The 20,729-nt window shown below is 67.1% G+C and carries 23 protein-coding genes, 1 tRNA gene and 3 pseudogenes; 14 read left to right on the top strand and 13 right to left on the bottom strand.

Annotation, left to right across the window (positions count from 1 at the left end; genetic code table 11):
- The first annotated feature begins 19 nt into the window (after window positions 1–19).
- Window positions 20–556, top strand: coding sequence for a hypothetical protein (locus tag RLT57_RS03515; protein ID WP_311295897.1), 537 nt, complete (start codon window positions 20–22; stop codon window positions 554–556).
- Here RLT57_RS03515 and RLT57_RS03510 read toward each other — a convergent pair.
- The 3 genes from RLT57_RS03510 to RLT57_RS03500 are packed head-to-tail and all read right to left on the bottom strand — an operon-like array spanning window position 513 to window position 2,445.
- Window positions 513–1,304, bottom strand: coding sequence for an IS5 family transposase (locus tag RLT57_RS03510; RefSeq protein ID WP_311295896.1), 792 nt, complete (start codon window positions 1,302–1,304; stop codon window positions 513–515). The two genes, RLT57_RS03515 and RLT57_RS03510, sit on opposite strands and share 44 nt — an antisense overlap.
- The gene (locus RLT57_RS03505; protein WP_311295895.1) at window positions 1,301–1,747 is read right to left on the bottom strand and encodes a hypothetical protein; all 447 of its coding nucleotides are present in this window, start codon (window positions 1,745–1,747) and stop codon (window positions 1,301–1,303) included. The genes RLT57_RS03510 and RLT57_RS03505 overlap by 4 nt, the downstream gene beginning before the upstream one ends.
- A 2-nt stretch (window positions 1,748–1,749) precedes the next feature.
- On the bottom strand, window positions 1,750–2,445 hold the full coding sequence (locus tag RLT57_RS03500) for a hypothetical protein (RefSeq protein WP_311295894.1): 696 nt from the start codon (window positions 2,443–2,445) through the stop codon (window positions 1,750–1,752).
- A gap of 285 nt (window positions 2,446–2,730) precedes the next feature.
- Here RLT57_RS03500 and RLT57_RS03495 point away from each other — a divergent pair, with 285 nt between their 5' ends.
- The gene (locus RLT57_RS03495; protein ID WP_311295893.1) at window positions 2,731–4,203 is read left to right on the top strand and encodes a hypothetical protein; all 1,473 of its coding nucleotides are present in this window, start codon (window positions 2,731–2,733) and stop codon (window positions 4,201–4,203) included.
- Window positions 4,204–4,328: 125 nt separating this feature from the next.
- On the opposite strand, the gene RLT57_RS03490 is transcribed toward RLT57_RS03495, so the two are convergent.
- Complete coding sequence (locus tag RLT57_RS03490) at window positions 4,329–4,889, bottom strand: GNAT family N-acetyltransferase (protein ID WP_311295892.1); 561 nt, start codon at window positions 4,887–4,889, stop codon at window positions 4,329–4,331.
- A gap of 83 nt (window positions 4,890–4,972) precedes the next feature.
- Between RLT57_RS03490 and RLT57_RS03485 the strand changes: the two are divergent.
- From RLT57_RS03485 to RLT57_RS03465, 5 genes and pseudogenes are all read left to right on the top strand, one after another.
- Window positions 4,973–5,455 (top strand): annotated as a pseudogene (locus tag RLT57_RS03485) (SRPBCC family protein).
- 38 nt (window positions 5,456–5,493) lie between these two features.
- Window positions 5,494–5,568, top strand: a tRNA-Val gene (locus tag RLT57_RS03480).
- An 87-nt stretch (window positions 5,569–5,655) separates the two neighbouring features.
- A complete protein-coding gene (locus RLT57_RS03475; protein ID WP_311295891.1) occupies window positions 5,656–6,165 on the top strand; it encodes an IS630 family transposase in 510 nt (169 codons plus the stop codon).
- Window positions 6,166–6,198: 33 nt separating this feature from the next.
- Window positions 6,199–7,379 (top strand): IS3 family transposase gene (locus RLT57_RS03470; protein ID WP_311295281.1). Its coding sequence is split into 2 segments (ribosomal slippage): window positions 6,199–6,463 and window positions 6,463–7,379, totalling 1,182 coding nucleotides; the frame shifts between segments, so codons are not numbered across the junction.
- A gap of 41 nt (window positions 7,380–7,420) precedes the next feature.
- Window positions 7,421–8,007: pseudogene (locus tag RLT57_RS03465) on the top strand (IS630 family transposase); the annotation flags it as partial.
- 21 nt (window positions 8,008–8,028) lie between these two features.
- Here RLT57_RS03465 and RLT57_RS03460 read toward each other — a convergent pair.
- From RLT57_RS03460 to RLT57_RS03440, 5 genes and pseudogenes are all read right to left on the bottom strand, one after another.
- Window positions 8,029–8,945 (bottom strand): annotated as a pseudogene (locus RLT57_RS03460) (IS982 family transposase).
- A gap of 73 nt (window positions 8,946–9,018) precedes the next feature.
- Window positions 9,019–9,261 (bottom strand): helix-turn-helix domain-containing protein, encoded by a 243-nt coding sequence (locus RLT57_RS03455; RefSeq protein WP_311295890.1) that lies wholly within the window; start codon window positions 9,259–9,261, stop codon window positions 9,019–9,021.
- Window positions 9,258–9,728 (bottom strand): ATP-binding protein, encoded by a 471-nt coding sequence (locus RLT57_RS03450; RefSeq protein WP_311295889.1) that lies wholly within the window; start codon window positions 9,726–9,728, stop codon window positions 9,258–9,260. Before RLT57_RS03450 ends, RLT57_RS03455 begins: the two co-directional genes overlap by 4 nt.
- A complete protein-coding gene (locus RLT57_RS03445; protein WP_311295888.1) occupies window positions 9,728–10,153 on the bottom strand; it encodes a hypothetical protein in 426 nt (141 codons plus the stop codon). Before RLT57_RS03445 ends, RLT57_RS03450 begins: the two co-directional genes overlap by 1 nt.
- A 2-nt stretch (window positions 10,154–10,155) precedes the next feature.
- Complete coding sequence (locus RLT57_RS03440) at window positions 10,156–10,827, bottom strand: hypothetical protein (protein WP_311295887.1); 672 nt, start codon at window positions 10,825–10,827, stop codon at window positions 10,156–10,158.
- 128 nt (window positions 10,828–10,955) lie between these two features.
- Here RLT57_RS03440 and RLT57_RS03435 point away from each other — a divergent pair, with 128 nt between their 5' ends.
- On the top strand, window positions 10,956–11,780 hold the full coding sequence (locus RLT57_RS03435) for a helix-turn-helix domain-containing protein (protein ID WP_311295886.1): 825 nt from the start codon (window positions 10,956–10,958) through the stop codon (window positions 11,778–11,780).
- Window positions 11,777–11,998, top strand: coding sequence for a DUF397 domain-containing protein (locus tag RLT57_RS03430; RefSeq protein WP_311295885.1), 222 nt, complete (start codon window positions 11,777–11,779; stop codon window positions 11,996–11,998). Before RLT57_RS03435 ends, RLT57_RS03430 begins: the two co-directional genes overlap by 4 nt.
- A gap of 564 nt (window positions 11,999–12,562) precedes the next feature.
- On the opposite strand, the gene RLT57_RS03425 is transcribed toward RLT57_RS03430, so the two are convergent.
- Both RLT57_RS03425 and RLT57_RS03420 read right to left on the bottom strand, forming a co-directional pair.
- Window positions 12,563–12,706 (bottom strand): hypothetical protein, encoded by a 144-nt coding sequence (locus tag RLT57_RS03425; protein WP_399127959.1) that lies wholly within the window; start codon window positions 12,704–12,706, stop codon window positions 12,563–12,565.
- Window positions 12,707–12,774: 68 nt separating this feature from the next.
- Window positions 12,775–13,368: a TetR/AcrR family transcriptional regulator gene (locus RLT57_RS03420; RefSeq protein ID WP_311295883.1), complete on the bottom strand. Its 594-nt coding sequence runs from the start codon at window positions 13,366–13,368 to the stop codon at window positions 12,775–12,777.
- Window positions 13,369–13,513: 145 nt separating this feature from the next.
- Here RLT57_RS03420 and RLT57_RS03415 point away from each other — a divergent pair, with 145 nt between their 5' ends.
- The 4 genes from RLT57_RS03415 to thrS all read left to right on the top strand — a co-directional run bounded on the left by RLT57_RS03415 (window position 13,514) and on the right by thrS (window position 17,429).
- Complete coding sequence (locus RLT57_RS03415) at window positions 13,514–14,248, top strand: SDR family NAD(P)-dependent oxidoreductase (protein WP_311295882.1); 735 nt, start codon at window positions 13,514–13,516, stop codon at window positions 14,246–14,248.
- A gap of 33 nt (window positions 14,249–14,281) precedes the next feature.
- Complete coding sequence (locus RLT57_RS03410) at window positions 14,282–14,902, top strand: NADPH-dependent F420 reductase (protein WP_311295881.1); 621 nt, start codon at window positions 14,282–14,284, stop codon at window positions 14,900–14,902.
- 16 nt (window positions 14,903–14,918) lie between these two features.
- Complete coding sequence (locus RLT57_RS33675; RefSeq protein WP_432759749.1) at window positions 14,919–15,203, top strand: transposase; 285 nt, start codon at window positions 14,919–14,921, stop codon at window positions 15,201–15,203.
- Window positions 15,204–15,446: 243 nt separating this feature from the next.
- Window positions 15,447–17,429: a threonine--tRNA ligase gene (gene thrS / locus RLT57_RS03400; protein WP_311295880.1), complete on the top strand. Its 1,983-nt coding sequence runs from the start codon at window positions 15,447–15,449 to the stop codon at window positions 17,427–17,429.
- 46 nt (window positions 17,430–17,475) lie between these two features.
- Here the strand turns inward: thrS and RLT57_RS03395 are convergent, their stop codons facing one another.
- On the bottom strand, window positions 17,476–18,042 hold the full coding sequence (locus RLT57_RS03395) for a potassium channel family protein (RefSeq protein WP_311295879.1): 567 nt from the start codon (window positions 18,040–18,042) through the stop codon (window positions 17,476–17,478).
- A gap of 162 nt (window positions 18,043–18,204) precedes the next feature.
- Between RLT57_RS03395 and RLT57_RS03390 the strand changes: the two genes are divergently transcribed.
- Entirely contained in the window at window positions 18,205–18,762 is a 558-nt protein-coding gene (locus tag RLT57_RS03390) for an HIT family protein (protein ID WP_311295878.1), read from the top strand.
- Between the two features lie 94 nt (window positions 18,763–18,856).
- Here the strand turns inward: RLT57_RS03390 and RLT57_RS03385 are convergent, their stop codons facing one another.
- Window positions 18,857–20,491, bottom strand: a complete 1,635-nt coding sequence (locus tag RLT57_RS03385) for a hypothetical protein (protein ID WP_311295877.1) — start codon at window positions 20,489–20,491, stop codon at window positions 18,857–18,859.
- Between the last annotated feature and the right edge of the window lie 238 nt (window positions 20,492–20,729).

The following is a 20,729-nucleotide window of genomic DNA, read 5'->3' as shown; positions in this document are numbered from 1 at the left end:
ACTCGCCGGGGAGGCCGGGATGCCGTCGGTTGTCGGACTGCTGGAACAGCACGAGCTCGCTGCTCGTCGTCGCGTTGGCCGGCTGCGGGAGGAGGCCGACCGGATCCAGGCCGAGCTGGCCGCGGCCGAGCTGGAATGGCAGGAGTGGACGGTCGCCCGCAGGCGCGTCGATACGGTGCTGGCACCCGGCAGCGCCGAGACCATCAGCACGAAGACCACCCCGGATCCGCCGGGCGAGCACGTGCCGGCGGTGCCGGCGGATGCGGTGAAGCCGGGATCGCAGGTGCCGGTGTGGCGTGAGGGCCTCGGCTGGTCGGTTCTGTCGGTGGACTACCAGCGCATCGTGCAGCTCCTCGCGGACCGTGTCCGGCTTCATCAAGGGCCGCTGACCTGCCAGGAGATGGCCGCATCGTTCGGTATGGACGCGGTGCCGGCGCGGGTGGAGGGCTTGCGGGCGAAGGCGAAACGCCTGGTCGCCCGTGGCTGGCTGGCCGAGCCCGGCCCGGGCCGGTTCACGCCTGCTGCGGGTGTGTCCGGGCCAGGCGGCGGGTCATGAGCAGGGTCATCGACCAGTAGACCATCGCCTCGGCGGTGGTGGTGCGGCGCTCGTAGTCGCGGGCCAGCCGGCGGGTGCGCATCAGCCAGGCGTTCGTGCGCTCCACAATCCACCGTTTGGGCAGCACCACGAAGCCCTTCTGGTTGTCGCTGCGTTTGACGACCTGCAGGACCAGGGCGAGTACGGCCAGGCAGTGCTCGACGAGGCTTCCGGTGTAGCCGCTGTCGGCCCAGACCAGGGCCAGGCGGTGGTGCGCGTCGGCCACCCGCTGGAGCAGGACCGTCGCGGCGGTGCGATCGCCGATATCCGCGGCGGTGACCATCACGCCAAGCAGCAGGCCGAGCGTGTCGACGACGATGTGCCGCTTTCGGCCGTTGATCAGCTTGCCGCCGTCGAAGCCGCGGCTGTCGGTGCCGACGACGGCATCGGCCTTGACCGACTGTGAGTCGATCACCCCGGCCGTCGGCTCGCTGTCCCGGCCGACACGGGTACGGACCTGCCCGCGCAGCCGGTCGTGGAACTCCCGGGCCAGGCCATGGTCGCGCCAGCGGCGGAAGAACGCGTAGACCCGGTCCCACGGCGGGAAATCAGCCGGCATCGCACGCCACTTGATTCCGTTGTCGACCAGATAGCGGACCGCGTCCAGTATTGCCCGGTGGCAGTACGCCTCCGGCTGCCCGCCCCGCCCGCGCATCCAGCCCGGTACCGGCAGCAGTGGCCGAACAGCAGCCCACTCGGCGTCCGTCATGTCCGACGGATAACACTGCTGACGCGTTCCGTTGTCGGCGGCGTTTCCGAACCGGTGAGCCAGACAGTCACACTCCCGGGCGACCCAACTGGACTGTGCTGCCGTCGAGACGGAACACTGCGGCACCGGGGCCTCCTGATGTTGCTCGGTGATTCGACACCAACGAGCTGTTCAGGAGGCCCCACCTCTATGCGCCCAAGCCTCCGAGACCACCCAATCGGGACTCCCGTTCGACACGCATCTCTCAGGACCGGAACGACAACAGCGACTAAGAAGTGGTGGTAGTTGGCGGCCGTGTCCTCAATGCCGCTGCCGAGGTACAGCCATTGGGCGAGCAGGGTTTCGAGGTACACCCCGCTGTCGTCGGTCTCCGGGTCGGTGTGTTGAGAGACGAGGCGCTGGAAGTTGTCGCGGGTCTCGGTGAGGTGGGTGGCGAGTTCCATGGTCAACGTCCCTCACCGTAGGCGTGGTATTCGGCTTCCAAGTCCACGAGCTTGAACTCGTCCAGGCGCATCATGAACTGGGCGGCTTGCAGCCACGGCATACGGCGGTCACCAAAGTCCAGGGTCCCAACGTCTTGGGGCACGGGGGCCGGGTAGCTCGGGCGGTACAGCACACCGTGCACACCGCTCAAACTGAACCGGCGAACGCGTACCGCGGCGTACTGCTTCCGCAGATGTGGGCAGACACGTACCGACAACCAGCCGCACGACAGGCAGACCGGCGGGTGGCCGGTCACCATGTCAGCCGGCCAGGTGCTCCGGTCGTCGGGGTCCTCGCTCAGCAGCCACAGCACGCCGTCAGGGCTGGCGTCGTTCTTGGCGGGTTGACCGCAGACCTGGCAGAGCAGGCTCTCCATGGCTTGGCGCTGGCGGAGAAAGTGAATCTTGGCGTACTGGGGCTTGCCCTTGCCGGGCATGCTCGGCACTCGACGCCAGAGGATGCCGTTGCTGTCGCGGTCCCACGGGCGTTCGTTGACGTAAGCCAAGCGGCCCCGGCGGATGGTGACTTCGGGTTGGGCGGCCGTCTCCGCCGACCATGAGGCGATAAACGGCACACGGTCAGTCAGGCGAAGCGTGCCGATCGGGGGGCGGTCGGGGTTGCGGAGCGTAGTGAGGTGCGAGCTTGATGACTGGTGCATTGCGCTTCCCTGCGGCTGGGGGCTCTCGGGCTACCCACTGTCAGCCGCTCGTGATCGCCAACACACCGTGTGGCGAGGGCAGGTGCCGCGCAGAACTTCCCGGTTCAACCACCAACTTTTGCTGGTGTGTTGCTGCCCCACATTTCGGCGTTACCGTTCAAGCAGAGGAACCGTGCACGCGTAGCAGACGTGGGAGGACCGTTGGCTGTCAAGCCTCGTAGCCGTCGGCAAGAGCAGACCCAGGCCGCCCAGGAACTACGCGCCCAGGGGCGGAGCTGGGCACAGGTGGCGGCCGAGTTCTGCGGCCGGTACCGCGTCAACCCTCGGGTGGCGCATCGGCTTGCGCGTGGTTGGAGCCAGCGCGAAGCCGCCGATACCTGGAACGCTCAGTGGCCGGACGAACCGAAGACGTTCAAGAACTTCTCGACCTGGGAGTTGTGGCCCGGCCCGACTGGACATGCACCCTCGTTCCCTACGCTTAATCGTCTGGCGCAGCTATACGAGTGTGCCGTCAGCGAACTACTGACGGATATGCCGAACTACGGCCCGAAGACGGGAACGTCACGTAGCAGCGCCTTAGCCGCCATGAGCGGCAACGCCACACCGCTAACGTTAGTCCCGGCAATTGCCGATACGCTCACGCGATTCGCCGCTGATATAAATTACGTGGAACTGGCCGAGGAGGTCGTCATGTGGGTGCAAGGCGTGCCTGGCGAAATGAACCGTCGAGAGCTGTTGCAGAAGATCAGCGCGGCGCTGACGGTTGCCGCTGCCGCGCCCCTCCTCGACATGGCCGACGCGGACGGACGCGACCGAGCAGCACACGCCCTCAACGACCCGCGCCGGATTGATGCCGTCACAATCTCTCAGGCGGAGCGGGGGCTTAAGAGCTTCCGTATGCAAGGTGACGTACTCGGCCCGCAGGTCGCATTGCAAACGGCGCTTGCTCAGCGCAAAGTGATCGGGGAGTTTGCGGTCAACGCCCCGAGCCATCTTCGACCGCAAGTGCTGTCGCTGTACGCCGAACTCAGCCAGCTTGTCGGCTGGGAGCTGTTCGACATTGGGGACTACCGGGCCGCCGCGTACTACTACGACGACGCCCGCACTGCCGCCCATGACGCCGAGAACGTCGAGTTGGTGACGTACATCTTGAGCACCATGAGCCAGCTTGCAACTTGGCAGGGTAAACCCCGAGTCGGAATCGACCACGCCATTGCCGCTCAGGCATGGGCCACGCAATCCGACAGTCACATGGCGCGTGCCTACTCGGCAGATGTGGCAGCACGAGCCTTTGCGGCTGCTGGAGACATCACCAAGGCACGGGCAGCGCTCGATGCCGAACGCACAGCCGCAGAGGAGGTTTTCGGCAGCAGCGAGCCGCTGGCGTCATGGTGGTACTTCTACGACGAGTCCTATTACTGGGCTACGCGAAGCGAAGTCAGCCTCAAGCTCAACGACCCGTCCGACGCGCTGCACGCCTCCGCAACAGCGCTCCCGATGCTCGACCTGACAAACGTACGGGACTACACGCACACGCTGACCTACCAAGCAAAGGCTCATGTGTTGCAAGGTGACGTACACGAGGCGTCGCAGATTATCGGTGATGCAGCGCGCATCACGGCGGTTAACCGCTCACCTCGGCTTGAACAGACCATTCGAGATGTGCGCACAAGCCTTTCACCGTGGCAGCGTACGAGATCTGTCAGGCGACTCGATGAGGCCCTGCGTGACTATGGGGTCGGTCAACTAAAAGCGTAAGGAAGCGTGCGGAAGGACTTCACACCGTCCGATTGAGACGCACCAACGTTATGGTGACGGTCATCTTAGCCGAGCCGTAGTTTTGCAGATGAGCGACCATTTGGTGTTGGCCGGCCTGCGTGCGACTACGGTTTTGCGAAGTCCAACGGCAGCACGAACAGGTCGTAAGCCGAAAGGTAGTCGCCATCGTCGCCGGGGATACGGCCGACCTTCCGCCACCCCCAACCCTCGTAGACGGCTTGGGCGGGCGCGTCTGGGCCCGTCGCCAGGGTGGCGCGTTCCTCGGGTCGGTCGCCGAGGAGGGCGTCGTGCAGCCGCCGGCCGATTCCCTGGCTCTGCCAGGTACGGCGTACCTCGATCTCCGACAGTACGAACGTCCGCGAGCCGCTCTCGGCCAGGAAGTCGGCGTAGGGCTCCGGCTCGACACCGCCCCACCAGTGCGTGTCACCGGCCTTGAGCCGGTACCCGAACGCGAACCCCACGAGCATGTTGGCAGCATGCGCCGTCACCAGGTCGAAGCCGGACCGGTCGAACTGCTTACGTGCCCGCTCCTCGAAGGCCGTGGCCTTGTGGCTGCTCGGTTCAACGTCGTACGCGTCGGCGTACGCACTACTGAGTACGCCGATGAGCCGTGCGGCCTCCTGGCCGTCGTGGTGGGTGAACGTCACGCTGTCGATGTCAGGCATGGTCGGCAGCGTAGAGCGTTGCAACCGAACGCATGTGTCATCGACCGACGCTCCCACTTCGTTTGCAGTTGCGGGCTTCGAGCATGGCAACGCACGCCCGGTTCCGCAGCTCGTGGCACCTCAACGCCGAGCCGGACGCCGTCTACCGCGTACTGGAACGACCCGACCGCTACCCCGATGGCGGCCCCAGGTCCGCGAGGTCCGGCAGAACGGCGACACCAGCGGCGTGCTGCGCTTCCGCTCGGCCCTCCCGTACGACCTGAACGTCACCGCCCGCTCCACCCGCCACGACCCCCCGAGCGGCGGATCCTCGAAGTCGCCCTGGCCGGCGACCTGGAGGGCTGGTCCGCCGGACCGTCCACCCCGCCCCACCCGTCCCCGGCACCCACCTGCTCTTCGAGCAGGAGGTCGTCGTCCGCAAACGCCTCATGCGCCCGCTCGCCTTACCCTGCCGCCCGCTCTTCCGTGCCGACCAGGCCGTGATGCTGCGCGCCGGCCGTTCGGGCCTGCTGGCCCACCTGACCGGCCTGACCCGGCCCGCCGCCGAAGCCGCCCATGCCGTTTGAATCCCGCGCCCGTCGAACGGTATGGTTCAACCCGTCCCGGGCGATTAGCTCAGCGGGAGAGCACTTCGTTCACACCGAAGGGGTCACTGGTTCGATCCCAGTATCGCCCACCATAGTTGGACAACTAGTGTCCTGAGTCGGTAGTTCGCTTGCGGTTGTAGGGTGGGTCGGTGCCTGGCCCGAAGCCGTTACCGTTGGAGTTGTCCGATCACGAACGCAGGGTGCTGCGGGGCTGGTCGCGCAAGCAGACCGCTTCTCAGGCGCTGGTGCTGCGGTCGAGGATCGTGCTGGCGTGTGCGGAGGGTCTGTCGAACGCGCAGGTTGCGGATGACCTGGGTGCCTGGAGGGAGACGGCGCGCAAGTGGCGGTCCCGGTTCGTCGCGGACCGGCTGGGGGGCCTGGTGGACCGGCCGCGTGCGGGAGCGCCGCGGAAGATTACAGACGAGCAGGTCGAGGCCCTGGTCGCCAGGACACTCGACCAGGCGCCGCCGACGGGTGATTCGCACTGGTCGACGCGTTCGATGGCCCAGGCGGCGGGCATGTCGCAGTCGGCGGTCTCGCGGATCTGGCGGGCGTTCGGTCTCAAGCCGCACATCGTGGAGACCTGGAAGCTGTCGACCGACCCGCAGTTCGTGACCAAAGTCCGCGACGTGGTGGGCATTTACCTGTCCCCTGAGGTGCCCCGAAGCTTCCGGACAGGGACCCAATAGGGTTGTCCTGTCAAGGAAACGAGGAAGCACGAAGTGGCGCCACCCAGTAAGTACACCCCGGAGTTCCGTGAGGAAGCTGTCCGGGTCGCACTCCAGTCCAGTAGGACCATCTCTGAGACGGCCCGCGAGCTCGAATTGAACCCGGAGACGCTCCGGGGCTGGGTGAAGAAGTACCAGAAGCAGAACGAGCCAGCGGCAGGTTCGCCGTTGACGCTAGATGAGCGGGCACGCCTGAAGGAACAGGACCGGCGTATCCGTGAACTGGAGATGGAGAACGTCTTCCTGAAAAAATGCGCGGCGTACTTCGCGAAGGATCCCCGGTAGCGAGCAGGTACGAGTTCATCGAAACGATGCGGCTCGACACCACGGAGTACGCGCATCCCGTCGAGTTCATGTGTGAACGGCTCGACGTGTCCAAGTCCGGCTACTACGAATGGCGGAACCGCCCGGATTCTGCCACAGCCCAGCGGCGCGAGGAATTGAAACTGCTCATCAAGAAGGCATTCGACATGTCGGACAGCACCTACGGATACCGGCGCGTCCACGCCCAGCTCGTCCGCTGGGGCCGCCCCGCCGGCCTGGAGCTGGTCCGCCTGCTGATGCGTGAGCTGGGTCTGGTGCCCTGCCAGCCCGAGCCGAAGCGGTGGTCGCTCACCCAGGCCGCAGCCAGCGACGTGCCGGACCTTGTCAGCCGGAACTTCACCGCCGACGCGCCCGGCGAAAAACTCGTCGGCGACATAACCTACGTAAAAACCGGAGAAGGATGGCTTTATCTCGCGACCGTCATCGACTGCTGCACGAAGGAAGTCATCGGCTACGCGATGGACGACCACTACCAAACTCCTCTCATATCCCAGGCCATCCGCAACGCGGCGCGGAACAGGAAACTCGCCGACGGTGCAATATTCCACTCCGATCGCGGATCGAACTACATGTCCGCCGAGTTCGCGGCGACGCTGAAACGGTTCGGACTCCGCCGGTCATCCGGACGTACCGGCGTCTGCTGGGATAACGCGATGGCGGAATCATTCTTCGGCGCTCTGAAGAACGAGCGGGTTTCCCGCGTGACGTACCCGACCCGAGAGGACGCCCGACAGGACATCACCCGATACATCGAACTCTGGTACAATCACAAACGCCTCCACTCGGCTGTCGGATACCGCCCACCGCGAGAAGTTCACGCCGAATACATGGAGTTTCGTATAGCCGCGTGAAATAAACTGTCAGATCACTGTCCGGAAAATGCGAGGCCCCTCACCCGCCGGAGAACGCCCTGGTCCTGGCGGTGGACGAGAAGTCGCAGATACAGGCCCTGGACCGGACCCGGCCGGTGCTGCCGATGGCGCCGACCGTGCCGGCGAAGATGACGCACGACTACGTCCGGCACGGCACGACCAGCCTGTTCGCCGCCCTGGACATCGTCTCCGGCTCGGTCATCGCCCAGCACCTTCGCCGCCACCGCCACCAGGAGTTCCTCCGCTTCCTGAAGGTCATCGACGCCGCCGTCCCCCGGGACCTCGAACTCCACCTCGTCCTGGACAACTACGCCACCCACAAGACCGAGCCGGTCAAGAAGTGGCTGCTCCGGCACCCCCGCTTCCATCTGCACCTCACTCCCACCTCGGCGTCCTGGCTCAACCTCGTCGAGCGCTGGTTCGCCGAGCTGACCTGCCGCAAACTCCGCCGCTCGGCCCACCGCAGCGTCAACGAGCTCGAACGGGACATCCGCGGCTGGATCAACGAGTGGAACAAGAACCCCAGGCCGTTCGTCTGGACGAAGACCGCCGACGACATCTCGCCGCATACTGCACACGAATCAACGACTCAGGACAAGATAATTGAGTCCAAGGGGTGGGGTCACGGTTAGTGGTCGTAGGCGATCAGTGATCGCTTCACCGGTTGGTTGGTCTGATCGTTGTGCCAGATTGCTGCGGTGAGCGCGAGGATGCGCGACAGGACCCGCACGGTGACGCCGGCTGGGGTCCTGCCGCCGTGTCGTTCGAGGTCGAGCTGGCCCTTGAGGGTCTGGTTGACCGACTCGATGACTTGCCGGAGCGGTTTGAACAGGTGGGCGCCGGCCCGCTCGGGCTCGCCCTTGCGGGCTGGCCTCAGCAGTGTCAGGTGACGTTTGGTGAGGTCGTGCTCGAACTCGCGGCCGTAGTGGTTCTTGTCGCCGATGATCGTCTGCCGGGGATGGGAGGCTGTCACGTCGGGGGCGGTGTCGAGCATGTCGCGCAGGGTCTCGCGTTCGTCGGCCTTCGCGCCGGTCAGTGCGAACAGGACCGGCAGACCGCCGGGCGTGCAGACCGGGTGCAGGCGCAGGCCCCAGAAGTACCGTGAGTGCGACGCGCAGTAGCCGTACTCGGCCCAGCCCACCAGGTCCGAGCGTTTGGCGGTCTCCCGGGAGCAGCCGCAGCCGACCGGTGTGGAGTCGACGAGCCACACGTCGTCGCTCCACAGCGAGGTGTCCCGGGCCAGGATCCGGATGATGCTGGTGATCAGCGACGATGCGGCGCGCAGCCGCTTGCCGTAGCCGGACTGCCCGGGCACATAGGGGAACAGACCGCGGAAGTCCCGGTCGACGCGGCGCACAGCCAGCGCCGCTCGGAGGCGTACCCGGGCAACGCCGACAGCACCGCGAGCGTGAGCAGTTCCGCGTCACTGAGCCTGGGCCCGATCCCCACTTTCGGGCGTCGTGGCAGCAGCCACGGCGAAGCCTGCAACTCCTCGTCGATCCGGGCATAGAGTGCTGTCGCGAGGGTGTCCAGGTTTGTCTTCACACACTGACCATGGGCGCCCTCGCACCATGTCCGCAGGCGAACCCTCGGATTCGTTCATCTAGGCTCGGCAACTTCAACACTTTGCGTGCTTCCGCTCCAGCGCCACCACCGGACAGTTCAGCACCTCAGCAATCTTGATCAGGTTGGCCGGGGTGGCGTTCCGCCACCCCGACTCAATCTCACCCAGCAACTGCGCGGAGATGCCGACTGTTTGGGCGAGCGCCCGCTTGGTCAGCCCGGCTTTCTGCCGTGCCCAGGTGACGGCTTCGGGCTCGTGGTAGAGAGCGCGCGGACGGGTGCGCTTGCCGCCAGTCATCCAGTAAGTCCCACATGCGATTCGTCGCAGGACACGCCCGTGGTAATGGGCGAGGTGGTCAGTTCGGCCCAGACGACCTTGCCGCCTGTCGGCAGTCGGTAGACGCCCCAGCGAGAAGTCAGCGCTTGGACGAGCAGCAGTCCTCGGCCGTGTTCGGCGTCGCGGTCTGGTGCGCTGAGGTGTGGCAGCCGGGGGCTGGGGTCGCGGACCGACAGGCGTACGGCATTCGGCTGGACGATGATCTGTGCGCTCAGGCCGGGTTCATCGAACGAACCGTCAGCGAGTGCCGCGGGGCCGGCATCGGTAGATGCTCGCAGGGCGTTGGTGACCAGCTCGGAGACGACGAGGGTAGCGGCGTCGCCCAGTGCATCGCGCTGCTGGTGACGCAGGACCAGGGCAACGAAGTCCCGGGCGTCACGGACGGCATTCGGCACAGCCGCGAGTGCGATGCGGTTGGTGTGCGTCATCACGAGGTCACCTGCTGCTCGGGCGGTTTGGTGCGAGTCGCGGCGATGCGCTGTTGCAGCTCCTCCGACCGTCGCCCTTCCTGGGTCTGCCCAACCAGTTGGTCGTAGCCGATGCGCGTCAGGACGCTGTTTCCGCGCTTGGGGTCAACCAGGCCGGAGATGTAGCGCCGGTACGGCGCGGTGTCCGGGCCGCTGTAGTCCAGGCTCAGCGTGCGCTGCATGACGCCGTCCGCGATGGCGAGCACCACCTGCAAGAAGTGGTCGTAGTCGGCAGCGGTGTCCTCGATCCCCATCCCCATGTACAACCACTGAGCCAGCAGGGTTTCGAGGTACACCCCGCTGTCGTCGATGTCCGGGTCGGTGTGCTGGGTGACGAAGCCCTGGAAGCTGTCACGGGCCTCGGTGACGGAGCTGTCGGGTTCCATGGTCAGCGCTCCTTGCCCTGCGCGGCGGCCTCGGCGTCGAGGTCAACGACGCGGTAGTCAACGAGCCGCATGATGAACTGGCTGGCCTGGAGCCAGGCCGTCCGGCGGTCGCTCAGGGCGAGCGTTTCCACCGTGGTGGCCCGGGGCTCCGGGAGCGTCGGAACGTAGAGCGCGCCGTACACCCCGGACAGGTGGAAGCGCCGGACGCGCACGGCGATGTAGTGGTCGCGCAGGTGCGGGCACAGCCTGATCGCCTGCACGGCACAGTTCAAGCAGACGGGCGGGTGCGGCGATTCAATCGGGGCCGGCCATGGCGCACGTTCGTACTCGGCGCGACCCATGAGCCACAGCACGCCGTCACGGGTCTGGTCGGCCGGACCACCGCAGACTTGGCACAAGGTGCGCAGCATGGTGCGCCGTTGGCGCAGGCTGTGCACCGCTCCGTACTCGGGCGTGCCCACGCCGGGGCTGATCCCGATACGACGCCACAGGATGCCGAACTTGTCGCGGTCGAGGGGGTGTTCGCCCTCGTAGCCGAGGCGGTTTCGGTGCGCAGTGAGCGTGGTCCGCAGTGTCTCTTCTGACGACCAGGCGGTGATGTACGGGACGACACCGCGCAGGGGGAAGGTGCCGAGGGGGCGAGTCGGGGTAGGGCTGGCATTTGCCGGGGCCATGGGGCTGGGCCTCCTTGGAGTGGCCATTACTGGAAATTCCAGACTTGCCGAAGGGGCCTGCCTCCTACCATGCTTGGCCTGTAACTAAAGCCCGCCTGTGGACACCTAGTTGAAGGTATGTTCGAGCAATGGAACTTCATGAAGAGGACAGTTCAGCGACACCGCGAGCCATGCTCGGCCGTCGCCTTCGCCGCTTGCGTGAGAAGGCTCAGCTTTCGCAGCGGGGACTGGCGAGCGCTGTAGGGTACCCGCATACCTACATCAGCCGAGTGGAACGCGGCGATCAGTTGCCATCCGGAGCATTAGCCGAAGCATTCGACACGTACTTCCATACGGATGGACTGTTCGTTGAACTGCTGGCTCTGGCGCAGGATGGTCTCATCGCTGACTACAGTCGAAAGATCGTCGCCAAGGAGAGCGAAGCAATCCGCATCCAGGTCTTCACAAGCAGCCTTGTTCCAGGACTGCTCCAGACCGAGGAATACGTACGTGAGTCATTCAAGCTCGGGCTTCCTAGTGAGAATCTGCCAGAGTTGGACGCGCGTGTTGTAGTGCGAAAGAACCGTGCTGGCATCTTCGAGCGAGAGGAGCCGCCGCTGTACTGGGCGATCATGGACGAGGTCGCTCTACTGCGAGGTAGTACCAGTAAAGAAGTTATGGCCCGGCAGATCGAGCATTTGATTCAGATGGCGGAGCGCCAAAACATCACGCTGCAAGTCCTGCCTTTTTCGCGGGGCTTCCATCCGATGATGGGCGGCAGCTTGACCCTGCTGACCCTGCGGGATGGCAGCACGGTCGCGCTGGTCGAGAGCTTCGACTCTGGCACCGGTGTAGAATCCCCGAAGGGAGTGCTGTCACTCATCCAGCGCTTCGACATGGCGCGCTCCCAGGCTCTCACGACAGATGAATCACTTGACCTTATCCGCCACTATTTGAAGGGGTACGCCAAGTGACCGCTCTCCCCATGCTTGATGCGTCGGTGCTTCCTAACTGGCGCAAGTCCTCCTATAGCGGTTCGGAGAATGCGGCTTGCCTGGAAATAACGTCGCATGGCGACCAGATCGCTACGCGTGACAGCAAGAACCCGACCGGCCCGGCGCTGGTATTTTCCCAGGACGCATGGGCAGCGTTCGTGCGTGATGTCGTGTCTGGTAGCTTCGGGGACGCGTAGTTACGCGTACCTGGCATGAACAGTGCCCCGTTCGGTTGGATGGGGCACTGTTCAGTTTACGATCCGGGTTGCGCCTTTCCGCGACCGGCACGAGGTGCGCCGTCTTTTTTCGGCGAGCTTCCGGGCTCTTCTGCTTGTGTGGCCGCCTGCTGTCCTAGGATGCCTGCGACGGTGGCACGACGGGCCCTGAGTCGTTGTTCCTCGGCGTCTAACTCGGCTAAGGATTTCTGTCCGACTTCTGGGTCTCCAAGCTCAGCCGCTATCCAGCCGTCAAGAGCCTCGACGCCAACTTCGTTCACCGTCTGACCGGTTATGCCTCGCAGCCCCTCAATCTGTGCGCGATGGCCTGGGTCTATGCGCACAGCAAAGACAACGACTTACTCGCCTTCTTCCGCCGGTGGCACTACCGACGGCACGTCAGATTGTACCTCTAGTTGCTGTTCACTTATGCAAGCCTTCCTTCGAATAAATTGACGGGTTATCATTATGTGACGGCAAGCGTAAGATTTGCTTTACGTTGCCGAAAAAATGCTGCTCGCCGGAACCACGGCAAGGCAGAGCGCCTCAGTGCTGCCGCCCGTGCGTGTCCCGCATCTGTACGCCCCGCTTCATCAGCCGGTAGCGCACTGTGCCGTCACTGAGTTCCAAACGTTCGGCGACGCGAGCCAATGACAGACCCTGTGCGTACAAGCGCTCGGCTTCGTCCACGTCTGCGTCAGTCAAACGGCGCCACCGAGGTGACCTGCGGTCCGGCCGCGTCAGTTTGTGCCTGTTGCCTAGCGCCGGTCGTCGCCTGGTGTGGTGGGGATGGCGTTGTCGATGAGGGCGGCGGCGATGGCGGCGGCGGTGGGGAAGGCGTCGGCGTTGAGGACCCGGGTGCGTGCCGCGGCGCCGTCGATGAGCAGCGCGAGCTGTTCGCCGAGCTGTTCGGGGTCGGCGGCGCCGGCTTCGCGGGCGGTGTCGGCGAGCCGTGCGGCAACGGCCTTCTTGTAGTCGCGTGCGTGCTGGGACGCGGGGTGCTGGGGGTCGTGGAGTTCGACGGCGGCGGCGATGTAGGGGCACAGCGGGGTGGTGGCGGGGATGTCGAAGGCGGCGAGGAGCCGTTCGCGGGGTGTGAGGTCGGTGCGGTCGAACACGTCTGACAGGACGGAGGGGTCGAACCGGCGCAGGTACTCGGCGACGAGTTCGTCCTTGCCGGCGAAGTGCTGGTAGGCCGTGCGCTTGGACACCTGGGCCGCCGCGCAGAGCTGGTCCATGCCGGTGCGGTTGATGCCCTGCTCGCGGAACAGCTCCTGGGACGCGCTGAGGATGCGTTCGCGGGCGCCTCGGCCGCGGCGGCTGCCTGTGGGGCCCTTCTCCAACTCCGTCATGCTGCCATGCTACCTCGACTTGGTAACGACCGGTGTACTTAGTTTGCGCCCTGGCCGCCGTCCCCGTACATTAGGTATACGAGACGGTGTACATAATGGCGTCTCCCCAGGTGCGCACGGCACCACTGACCTAAGGGAGCGACTCATGGGAAAGCTGGACGGCAAGGTGGCGGTCATCACCGGCGGCACCAGCGGCATGGCACTGGCCGGCGCGAAGCTGTTCGTCGAGGAGGGGGCGCACGTCTTCATCACCGGCCGCAGCCAGGACGCCCTGGACGAGGCCGTGGCGCAGATCGGGCGCAACGTCACCGGTGTCCAGGGCGACGCCGCCGATCTGGAGGACCTGGACCGCCTGTATGACACCGTCAAGCGTGAGAAGGGGAGCCTGGACGTGCTGTGGGCCAGCGCCGGCGGGGGTGAGCCCGCTCTGCTCGGCGAGATCACCGGGGCCCAGTTCGACACCTGGTTCGGGCTCAATGCCCGCGGCACCCTGTTCACCGTCCAGAAGGCCCTCCCGCTGTTCAACGACGGCGGCTCCATCCTCATGACCGGCTCCAACGCCTCGCTGGGCGCCTTCCCCGGCTGGAGCGTCTACGCCGGCAGCAAAGCCGTCCAGCAGGCATGGGCCCGCGTCTGGCTCAACGAGCTCAAGGACCGCCGCATCCGCGTCAACGTGCTGACCCCCGGCCAGGTCGCCACCGCCAAGCAGGCAGAACTCTTCGACGAGGCCACCAAGCGTCAGTTCGAGTCCCTCATCCCGCGCGGCCAGATGGGCAGCCCCGACGAGATCGCCACCGCCGCCCTCTTCCTGGCCTCCGACGACTCCAGCTACGTCAACGGCATGGAACTCGTCGCCGACGGCGGCACCACCGCCATCTGAGCCGAACAGCACACCACCAGGGCAGGACATCTCATGAGCAACATCAGCATCATCGGCACCGGGAACATGGCCCGCACCATCGGCGTACGGGCGATAGCCGGCGGCAACACCGTCGAGGTCATGGGCCGCGATCAGGCCAGGGCCGCCGACCTGGCCAGGACTCTCGGCGGCGGCACGGCGGGAGAGTGGGGGACCGCCCCGGCCGGGGACATCGTCATCGTAGCCCTGCTGTACGACGGCGTCGTGCCGGTCGTCGCCCAGTACGGAGAGGCTCTGGCGGGCAAGGTCATCGTCGACATCAGCAATCCCTTCAATCCCACGTTCGACGGGCTGGCCCACCGCGAGGAGACCTCGATCGCGCAGGAAGTCGCCAAGGTCGCCCCGGCCGACGCCAGCGTGGTGAAGGCGTTCAACACCGTCTTCCGGCATGTCCTGGAGAAGGGTCGGCCCGACATCTTCATCGCCGGTGACGACGCACAGGCCAAGGCCCGCGTGGAGACGTTCGTCAAGAGCATGGGACTGCGCCCGCTGGACACCGGCAACCTCAAGATGGCCCACTGGCTGGAAGGAGCAGGCCTGCTCACGGTGGCCTTGACCAACAACGGTGTGGGAAACCCGGACTTCGCCCTCAGCATCACCGAACTTCCCGCCTGATAGGACGTCCAGTCACATGGCTGGACGGGCGTATCCGGGCGATTTATCTGATCAGCAGTGGGCGTTGATCGCGCCGATGATCAGGGCCTGGAAGCAGGACCGGATGGCGCGATCGGCGACGGGGAATCCGGGGTCCTGTGATCTGCGGGAGATCGTGAATGCGATCTTCCACCAGAACCGACAGACCCGCTTCCGGCTGCGCGACGGCGGCGGCCAGGTGACCGTGCACAGCGTCTCCGTGCAGATCAGCGGCGACGGCGTCCCCGACGCCGCGGACTTCGCCCCGCCGGTCACCGTGTAGCCGACCGCCCGCGACCACTGAGGGCCGTCCCCCCGACGGCCCGACCTACGCCGACCGGGACCCCGCCCACGCGGGGCCCCGGCCGGCCCGCGTCCGCCGGACACCGGCCCGGCGCCCGTCCCGTGCCACCGTCCGCCACCGGCCGTGACACATATGGCTTGCCTGGCTCGGTACGATTCACGCAGGCGGTCACCGCGACCGCCGGGCCAGCCGTCACGCATCATCCATGTCAGGAGCAGACCGGTGTCAGACCTCCGTGTGATCATCAAACGTGATTCCGCCGAACCGGAAGAGCGAGTGGTCACGACGGGCACGACCGCGGCCGACCTGTTCCCCGGTGAGCGCTCCGTGGTGGCCGCCCGCGTCGGCGGCGAGCTGAAGGACCTCACCTACCGGCCGGTCGACGGCGACGAGGTCGAGCCGGTGGACATCACCAGCCAGGACGGCCTCAACATCCTGCGGCACTCCACCGCGCACGTCATGGCGCAGGCCGTGCAGGACGTCTTCCCCGAGGCGAAGCTCGGCATCGGCCCGCCGATCAAGGACGGCTTCTACTACGACTTCGACGTCGAGAAGCCGTTCACCCCCGAGGACCTCAAGGCCGTCGAGAAGCGCATGCAGGAGATCCAGAAGCAGGGGCAGCGCTTCGCCCGCCGGGTGGTCACCGACGACGAGGCCCGCGCCGAACTGGCCGCCGAGCCGTACAAGCTGGAACTCATCGGCATCAAGGGCTCCTCCGCCGGATCCGAGGACGGCGCCGACGTCGAGGTGGGCGGCGGCGAGCTGACCATCTACGACAACCTCGACCCCAAGACCGGCGACCTGTGCTGGAAGGACCTCTGCCGCGGCCCGCACCTGCCCAGCACCCGCGCCATCCCGGCGTTCAAGCTGATGCGCAACGCCGCCGCCTACTGGCGCGGCAGCGAGCGCAACCCGCAGCTCCAGCGGATCTACGGCACCGCCTGGCCGACCAGGGACGAGCTCAAGGCCCACCTGGACTTCCTCACCGAGGCCGAGAAGCGCGACCACCGCAAGCTCGGCGCCGAACTGGACCTGTTCTCCTTCCCGGACGAGCTGGGCTCGGGCCTGGCCGTCTTCCACCCCAAGGGCGGGGTGATCCGCAAGGAGATGGAGGCGTACTCGCGGCGCCGCCACGAAGAGGCCGGCTACGAGTTCGTCAACACCCCGCACATCACCAAGGCCAAGCTCTTCGAGACCTCCGGCCACCTGCCGCACTACGCCGAGGGCATGTTCCCCCCCATGGAGTTCGAGGGGCAGGACTACTACCTCAAGGCCATGAACTGCCCGATGCACAACCTGATCTTCGACGCGCGCGGCCGCTCGTACCGGGAACTGCCGCTGCGGCTCTTCGAGTTCGGCACGGTCTACCGGTTCGAGAAGTCCGGCGTGGTACACGGCCTGACCCGGGCCCGCGGCTTCACCCAGGACGACTCGCACATCTACTGCACCAAGGAGCAGGTGCCCGACGAACTGGACTCGCTGCTCACCTTCGTGCTGAACCTGCTGCGGGACTACGGGCTCAGCGACTTCTACCTGGAGCTGTCGACCCGGGGCGACTCGGACAAGTTCATCGGCGGCGACGAGGAGTGGGCCGAGGCCACCGAGCAGCTGCGGCAGGCGGCCGGGAAGCAGGGCCTGGAACTGGTCATGGACCCGGGCGGCGCGGCCTTCTACGGGCCGAAGATCTCCGTGCAGGCCAAGGACGCGATCGGCCGGACCTGGCAGATGTCCACGATCCAGGTGGACTTCCAGCAGCCGGCCCGCTTCCACCTGGAGTACACCGCGGCCGACGGCTCCCGGCAGCAGCCGGTGATGATCCACCGGGCGCTCTTCGGCTCCATCGAGCGGTTCTTCGCGGTACTGCTGGAGCACTACGCGGGCGCCTTTCCGGCCTGGCTCGCGCCCGTCCAGGCGGTCGGCATCCCGGTCGGGGACGCGCATGTGCCCTACCTGCGGGAGTTCGCCGAGGAGGCGAAGCGCAAGGGCCTGCGGGTCGAGGTGGACGCCGCCTCGGACCGGATGCAGAAGAAGATCAGGAACCACCAGAAGCAGCGGGTGCCGTTCATGGTCATCGTCGGCGACGAGGACATGTCCAACGGCACGGTGTCCTTCCGCTACCGCGACGGCTCGCAGGAGAACGGGATCCCCCGCGACCTGGCGCTGGCGAAGCTGGTGGACGTGGTGGAGCGGCGCGTCCAGGTCTGACCCGCCGGTCGGTACGGCCGAGGGAGGCCCCCGGCGCGCTGTCCGCTCAGCGCGCCGGGGGCAGCTGCTCGTCGCCCCTGGCGAACGTCTGGATCAGCCAGGAGGAGAACGCCCCGGCCACCGCGCCCAGCAGGGCCAGGCCGCAGACCATCAGACCGGCGGCGACGACCCGGCCGAGCGGGGTCACCGGGGTGACGTCGCCGTAGCCGACCGTGGTGAGCGTCGAGCACGCCCACCAGACCGAGTCGCCGAAGGTGCGGATGGTGGCCCCCGGGGCGCCGCGCTCCTGCTGGTAGACCGCCAGCGCGGCGACGAAGCCGAGCAGCACCGCGGTCGTACCGGCGTAGGCGATGACGCGGCCGTACAGGCTCAGCCGGGGCTCGTCGCGGCGCTGCTGCACCGCGTCGTAGAGGCGGATGACCCGCAACGGCCGCAGCAGCGGCAGTGCCAGGACCACCGTGTCGAGCGGATGGCGGCGCACGTACGCCAGGAACCGCCGCGGGCCGCCCAGCCGCCAGCGGACCGCGTAGTCGGCGGTGAAGAGCGCCCAGGACCCGTACGTGACGGCAGGAGCCAGGTCCACGGCGGCCGGTGGCAGGCCGCGGGCCAGCACCTGGAGTGTGTGGGAGCCCAGCTACAGCAGGGAGACCGCGAACAGTGGGAGCTCGGCGCGGGCCTCCCAGCGGGACAGGCGCCGGTCGGCGTCCATCCGCCCAGGATCGCGGTCGCGGTCGCCGGACAGGGCCGCCGACACGCTCGCGGGGGGTGAAGTCCTATGCTGATCGGCATGACGAGTGAGCCGGAACACCAGAACGGGGTGGGGGAGCCGGACGCGTTCCAGCGGCTGTGGACCCCGCACCGGTTGGCGTACATCCAGGGCGAGAACAAGCCCACCGGTCCGGGTGCCGGGGACGGTTGCCCGTTCTGCGCGATTCCGGCGACGTCGGACGAGGAGGGGCTGATCATCCGGCGCGGCGGGCACGTGTACGCGGTGCTCAACCTCTACCCGTACAACAGCGGGCACCTCATGGTGGTGCCCTACCGGCACGTCGCCGACTACACCGACCTGGACGCGGACGAGACGGCGGAGCTGGCCGAGCTGACCAAGCAGGCGATGACGGCGCTGCGCGCGGCCTCGGGCGCGCACGGGTTCAACATCGGGATGAACCAGGGCGCGGTGGCGGGCGCCGGCATCGCCGCGCATCTGCACCAGCACGTGGTGCCGCGTTGGGGCGGCGACATGAACTTCATGCCGGTGGTGGGCCATACGAAGGTGCTACCGCAACTGCTGGCCGACACCCGCAAGATCCTGGCCGACGCCTGGCGGGCGTAGCCGCCCGTGCGGGCCCCGTTCCGGTGGCCGCCCGCCGCCCCCTGAGAGGGCGCGGGGGGCGGCAGCACACGGCGGGACCGGGCGGCCCCGCGGCTCAGACGTCGTACGCGTCGGCCTTCTTGGGGTCCATGCCGGGGGTGAGTCCGCCGCCGACGCCGGTGGTGTCGACGCCGTTGTCGTCCATGACCTGCACGACCGCGTCGTGCACGGCCCGCAGCACGGGGGTGGCGCTGCGCAGCGCGTCGTCGGCCATGAAGCGGTGGTCCCAGGGCTGGCCGGCCCAGGTGTGCCGCAGGCCGAACGGCTCGGGCAGCTTCAGGCTGCCGCCCAGGTTGTCCAGTATGTGGGGGAACCAGGTCAGCGGGGCGCGGGCGGCCAGCCGGACCACCTCCGCGGAGTCGATCAGCGGCAGCTTGACGGTCTTGGTCTCCCAGGCACGTATCGGCTTGGGCGTCTTCTTCTCCAGTCCGGGCGGCCCGGAGGTGAACAGCCCGTGGATGGGCCCGAGCGCGTACCCGCTGACCTCGGCCTGCAAGGTCGCGCCCAGCACCGTGACGGTCACCATGAAGGTAACCACCAGATTGCCGTCGTAGAGGACGAACTGGATGCCCAGGTAGTGCCGGCTGCCCTTGCCGAACTGCTGCTCGTTGCAGATTCGCTGGATCTCGGCGTCCTTGACGGTGTAGCCGTCGACCTCCGAGCCGCTGGGGCGGCTGATCGAGCCGGCGCCGGCGCCGATCGGGATCACCACCCAGTTGCGTACCGACAGCTTGGAGAAGCCGCCGGTGTGCAGCGGTGTGCGCTCCAGCATCCGCAGACGGTCGTGGATCGCGCGGACCACGTCCCAGCTGCGGAAGGGGTTGATGTCGGCCACGTCCTTGCGCGGTTTGAGCTGCTCCGCCATCTGCCAGACGCCCCAGCGCTGGCCCATGCCGAGTATGCCGCGCGGCCCCGCGTAGAACACGACGTTGCTGCTCTGCTCGGCGTCGAGCCGGGCGAAGGACTGCCGCAGCGTCTCGGCGCGCACCTCGTCGGGGCTGCGCGGCACCGCGCTGGGGATCTTGGCCCCGATACCGCTGCCCTTGGCCAGCGCGCCCCAGCCCTCGCGAAGCTCCCTCGCGGTGCGCTCGCAGATGCGCTTGGCCCAGTACCAGCCGATGACCGGCGCGATCATCAGTACCCGGAAGTACTCGCGCCAGAAACCGGTGAACGGCGGCCGGACGGCGAGCAGCACCGTGAAGCCGATCGCCACCGCGATGACCAGGCCGCCCATGGATCCCACCCGCTTGCCGTTGCCGCGCATGGTGGCCAGCGAGCGGCGCAGCTGGAAGGCGCCCAGCCAGAGCAGCACGCCGGGCAGGAAGAGCAGGCCGAAGCCGCACATCAGGGCGGTCAGCCGGGTGTCGCGCTCCTTGCGGATGCGGATGGCCGCCAGGCAGTGCTGCACGACGGTCTGCGGCTCGATACCGAAGGACTGCACCACCTGGTCCCGGCCGGCGCCGAGCATCCGGTTCTGCACCGCGCGGGCCCACGCCTCACCGAGGGTCGGCGCGAACAGCGACAGCCGGGGCGCGGAGACGGCCGAGCCGTCGTGGATGTCGACCAGGGCGGTGACCGGTGCGGCGTCCCGGTACGCCACGGAGGCGAGCGCCTGCGTGGCGGCCGTCTCGCCGTCCATCCCGGTCAGCGGGACCTGCGCCCCCGGGCTGAAGTCGAACCCGTTCGTCACCGCGGCCCCCAACCGGTCCGATACCGCCCACCAGCACAACCAGGACAACACGCTCGCGGTACGGCGACGCCCGGCACGGCGCGGCGCAGCACAACGGCTCCCACCGGCCCATTCCCCACGGACCGTCACATCACACGTTCGGAGCAGTCACCACACTAGCGGCGCGACCCCCGCCGGGTGGCCGAGCGCGGTCGATTGCCCCTGGAAGGACGGCAGTACGTGCCCGGTCGGCCGCCCA

Origin of the sequence: Streptomyces sp. ITFR-21, from assembly GCF_031844685.1 — a bacterium.
Lineage (GTDB): Bacteria > Actinomycetota > Actinomycetes > Streptomycetales > Streptomycetaceae > Actinacidiphila.
Note: the sequence above shows the minus strand (reverse complement) of the source record. Positions and strands in the feature narration are given on the sequence as shown.

What these genes read in the sequence shown, in the direction of transcription:
- RLT57_RS03515 (WP_311295897.1), top strand. Translation starts at nt 20, where the DNA reads ATGCCGTCGGTTGTCGGACTGCTGGAACAGCACGAGCTCGCTGCTCGT.
- RLT57_RS03510 (WP_311295896.1), bottom strand. Translation starts at nt 1,304, where the DNA reads ATGACGGACGCCGAGTGGGCTGCTGTTCGGCCACTGCTGCCGGTACCG.
- RLT57_RS03505 (WP_311295895.1), bottom strand. Translation starts at nt 1,747, where the DNA reads ATGGAACTCGCCACCCACCTCACCGAGACCCGCGACAACTTCCAGCGC.
- RLT57_RS03500 (WP_311295894.1), bottom strand. Translation starts at nt 2,445, where the DNA reads ATGCACCAGTCATCAAGCTCGCACCTCACTACGCTCCGCAACCCCGAC.
- RLT57_RS03490 (WP_311295892.1), bottom strand. Translation starts at nt 4,889, where the DNA reads ATGCCTGACATCGACAGCGTGACGTTCACCCACCACGACGGCCAGGAG.
- RLT57_RS03455 (WP_311295890.1), bottom strand. Translation starts at nt 9,261, where the DNA reads ATGACTGGCGGCAAGCGCACCCGTCCGCGCGCTCTCTACCACGAGCCC.
- RLT57_RS03450 (WP_311295889.1), bottom strand. Translation starts at nt 9,728, where the DNA reads ATGACGCACACCAACCGCATCGCACTCGCGGCTGTGCCGAATGCCGTC.
- RLT57_RS03445 (WP_311295888.1), bottom strand. Translation starts at nt 10,153, where the DNA reads ATGGAACCCGACAGCTCCGTCACCGAGGCCCGTGACAGCTTCCAGGGC.
- RLT57_RS03440 (WP_311295887.1), bottom strand. Translation starts at nt 10,827, where the DNA reads ATGGCCCCGGCAAATGCCAGCCCTACCCCGACTCGCCCCCTCGGCACC.
- RLT57_RS03435 (WP_311295886.1), top strand. Translation starts at nt 10,956, where the DNA reads ATGGAACTTCATGAAGAGGACAGTTCAGCGACACCGCGAGCCATGCTC.
- RLT57_RS03420 (WP_311295883.1), bottom strand. Translation starts at nt 13,368, where the DNA reads ATGACGGAGTTGGAGAAGGGCCCCACAGGCAGCCGCCGCGGCCGAGGC.
- RLT57_RS03415 (WP_311295882.1), top strand. Translation starts at nt 13,514, where the DNA reads ATGGGAAAGCTGGACGGCAAGGTGGCGGTCATCACCGGCGGCACCAGC.
- RLT57_RS03410 (WP_311295881.1), top strand. Translation starts at nt 14,282, where the DNA reads ATGAGCAACATCAGCATCATCGGCACCGGGAACATGGCCCGCACCATC.
- RLT57_RS33675 (WP_432759749.1), top strand. Translation starts at nt 14,919, where the DNA reads ATGGCTGGACGGGCGTATCCGGGCGATTTATCTGATCAGCAGTGGGCG.
- RLT57_RS03390 (WP_311295878.1), top strand. Translation starts at nt 18,205, where the DNA reads ATGCTGATCGGCATGACGAGTGAGCCGGAACACCAGAACGGGGTGGGG.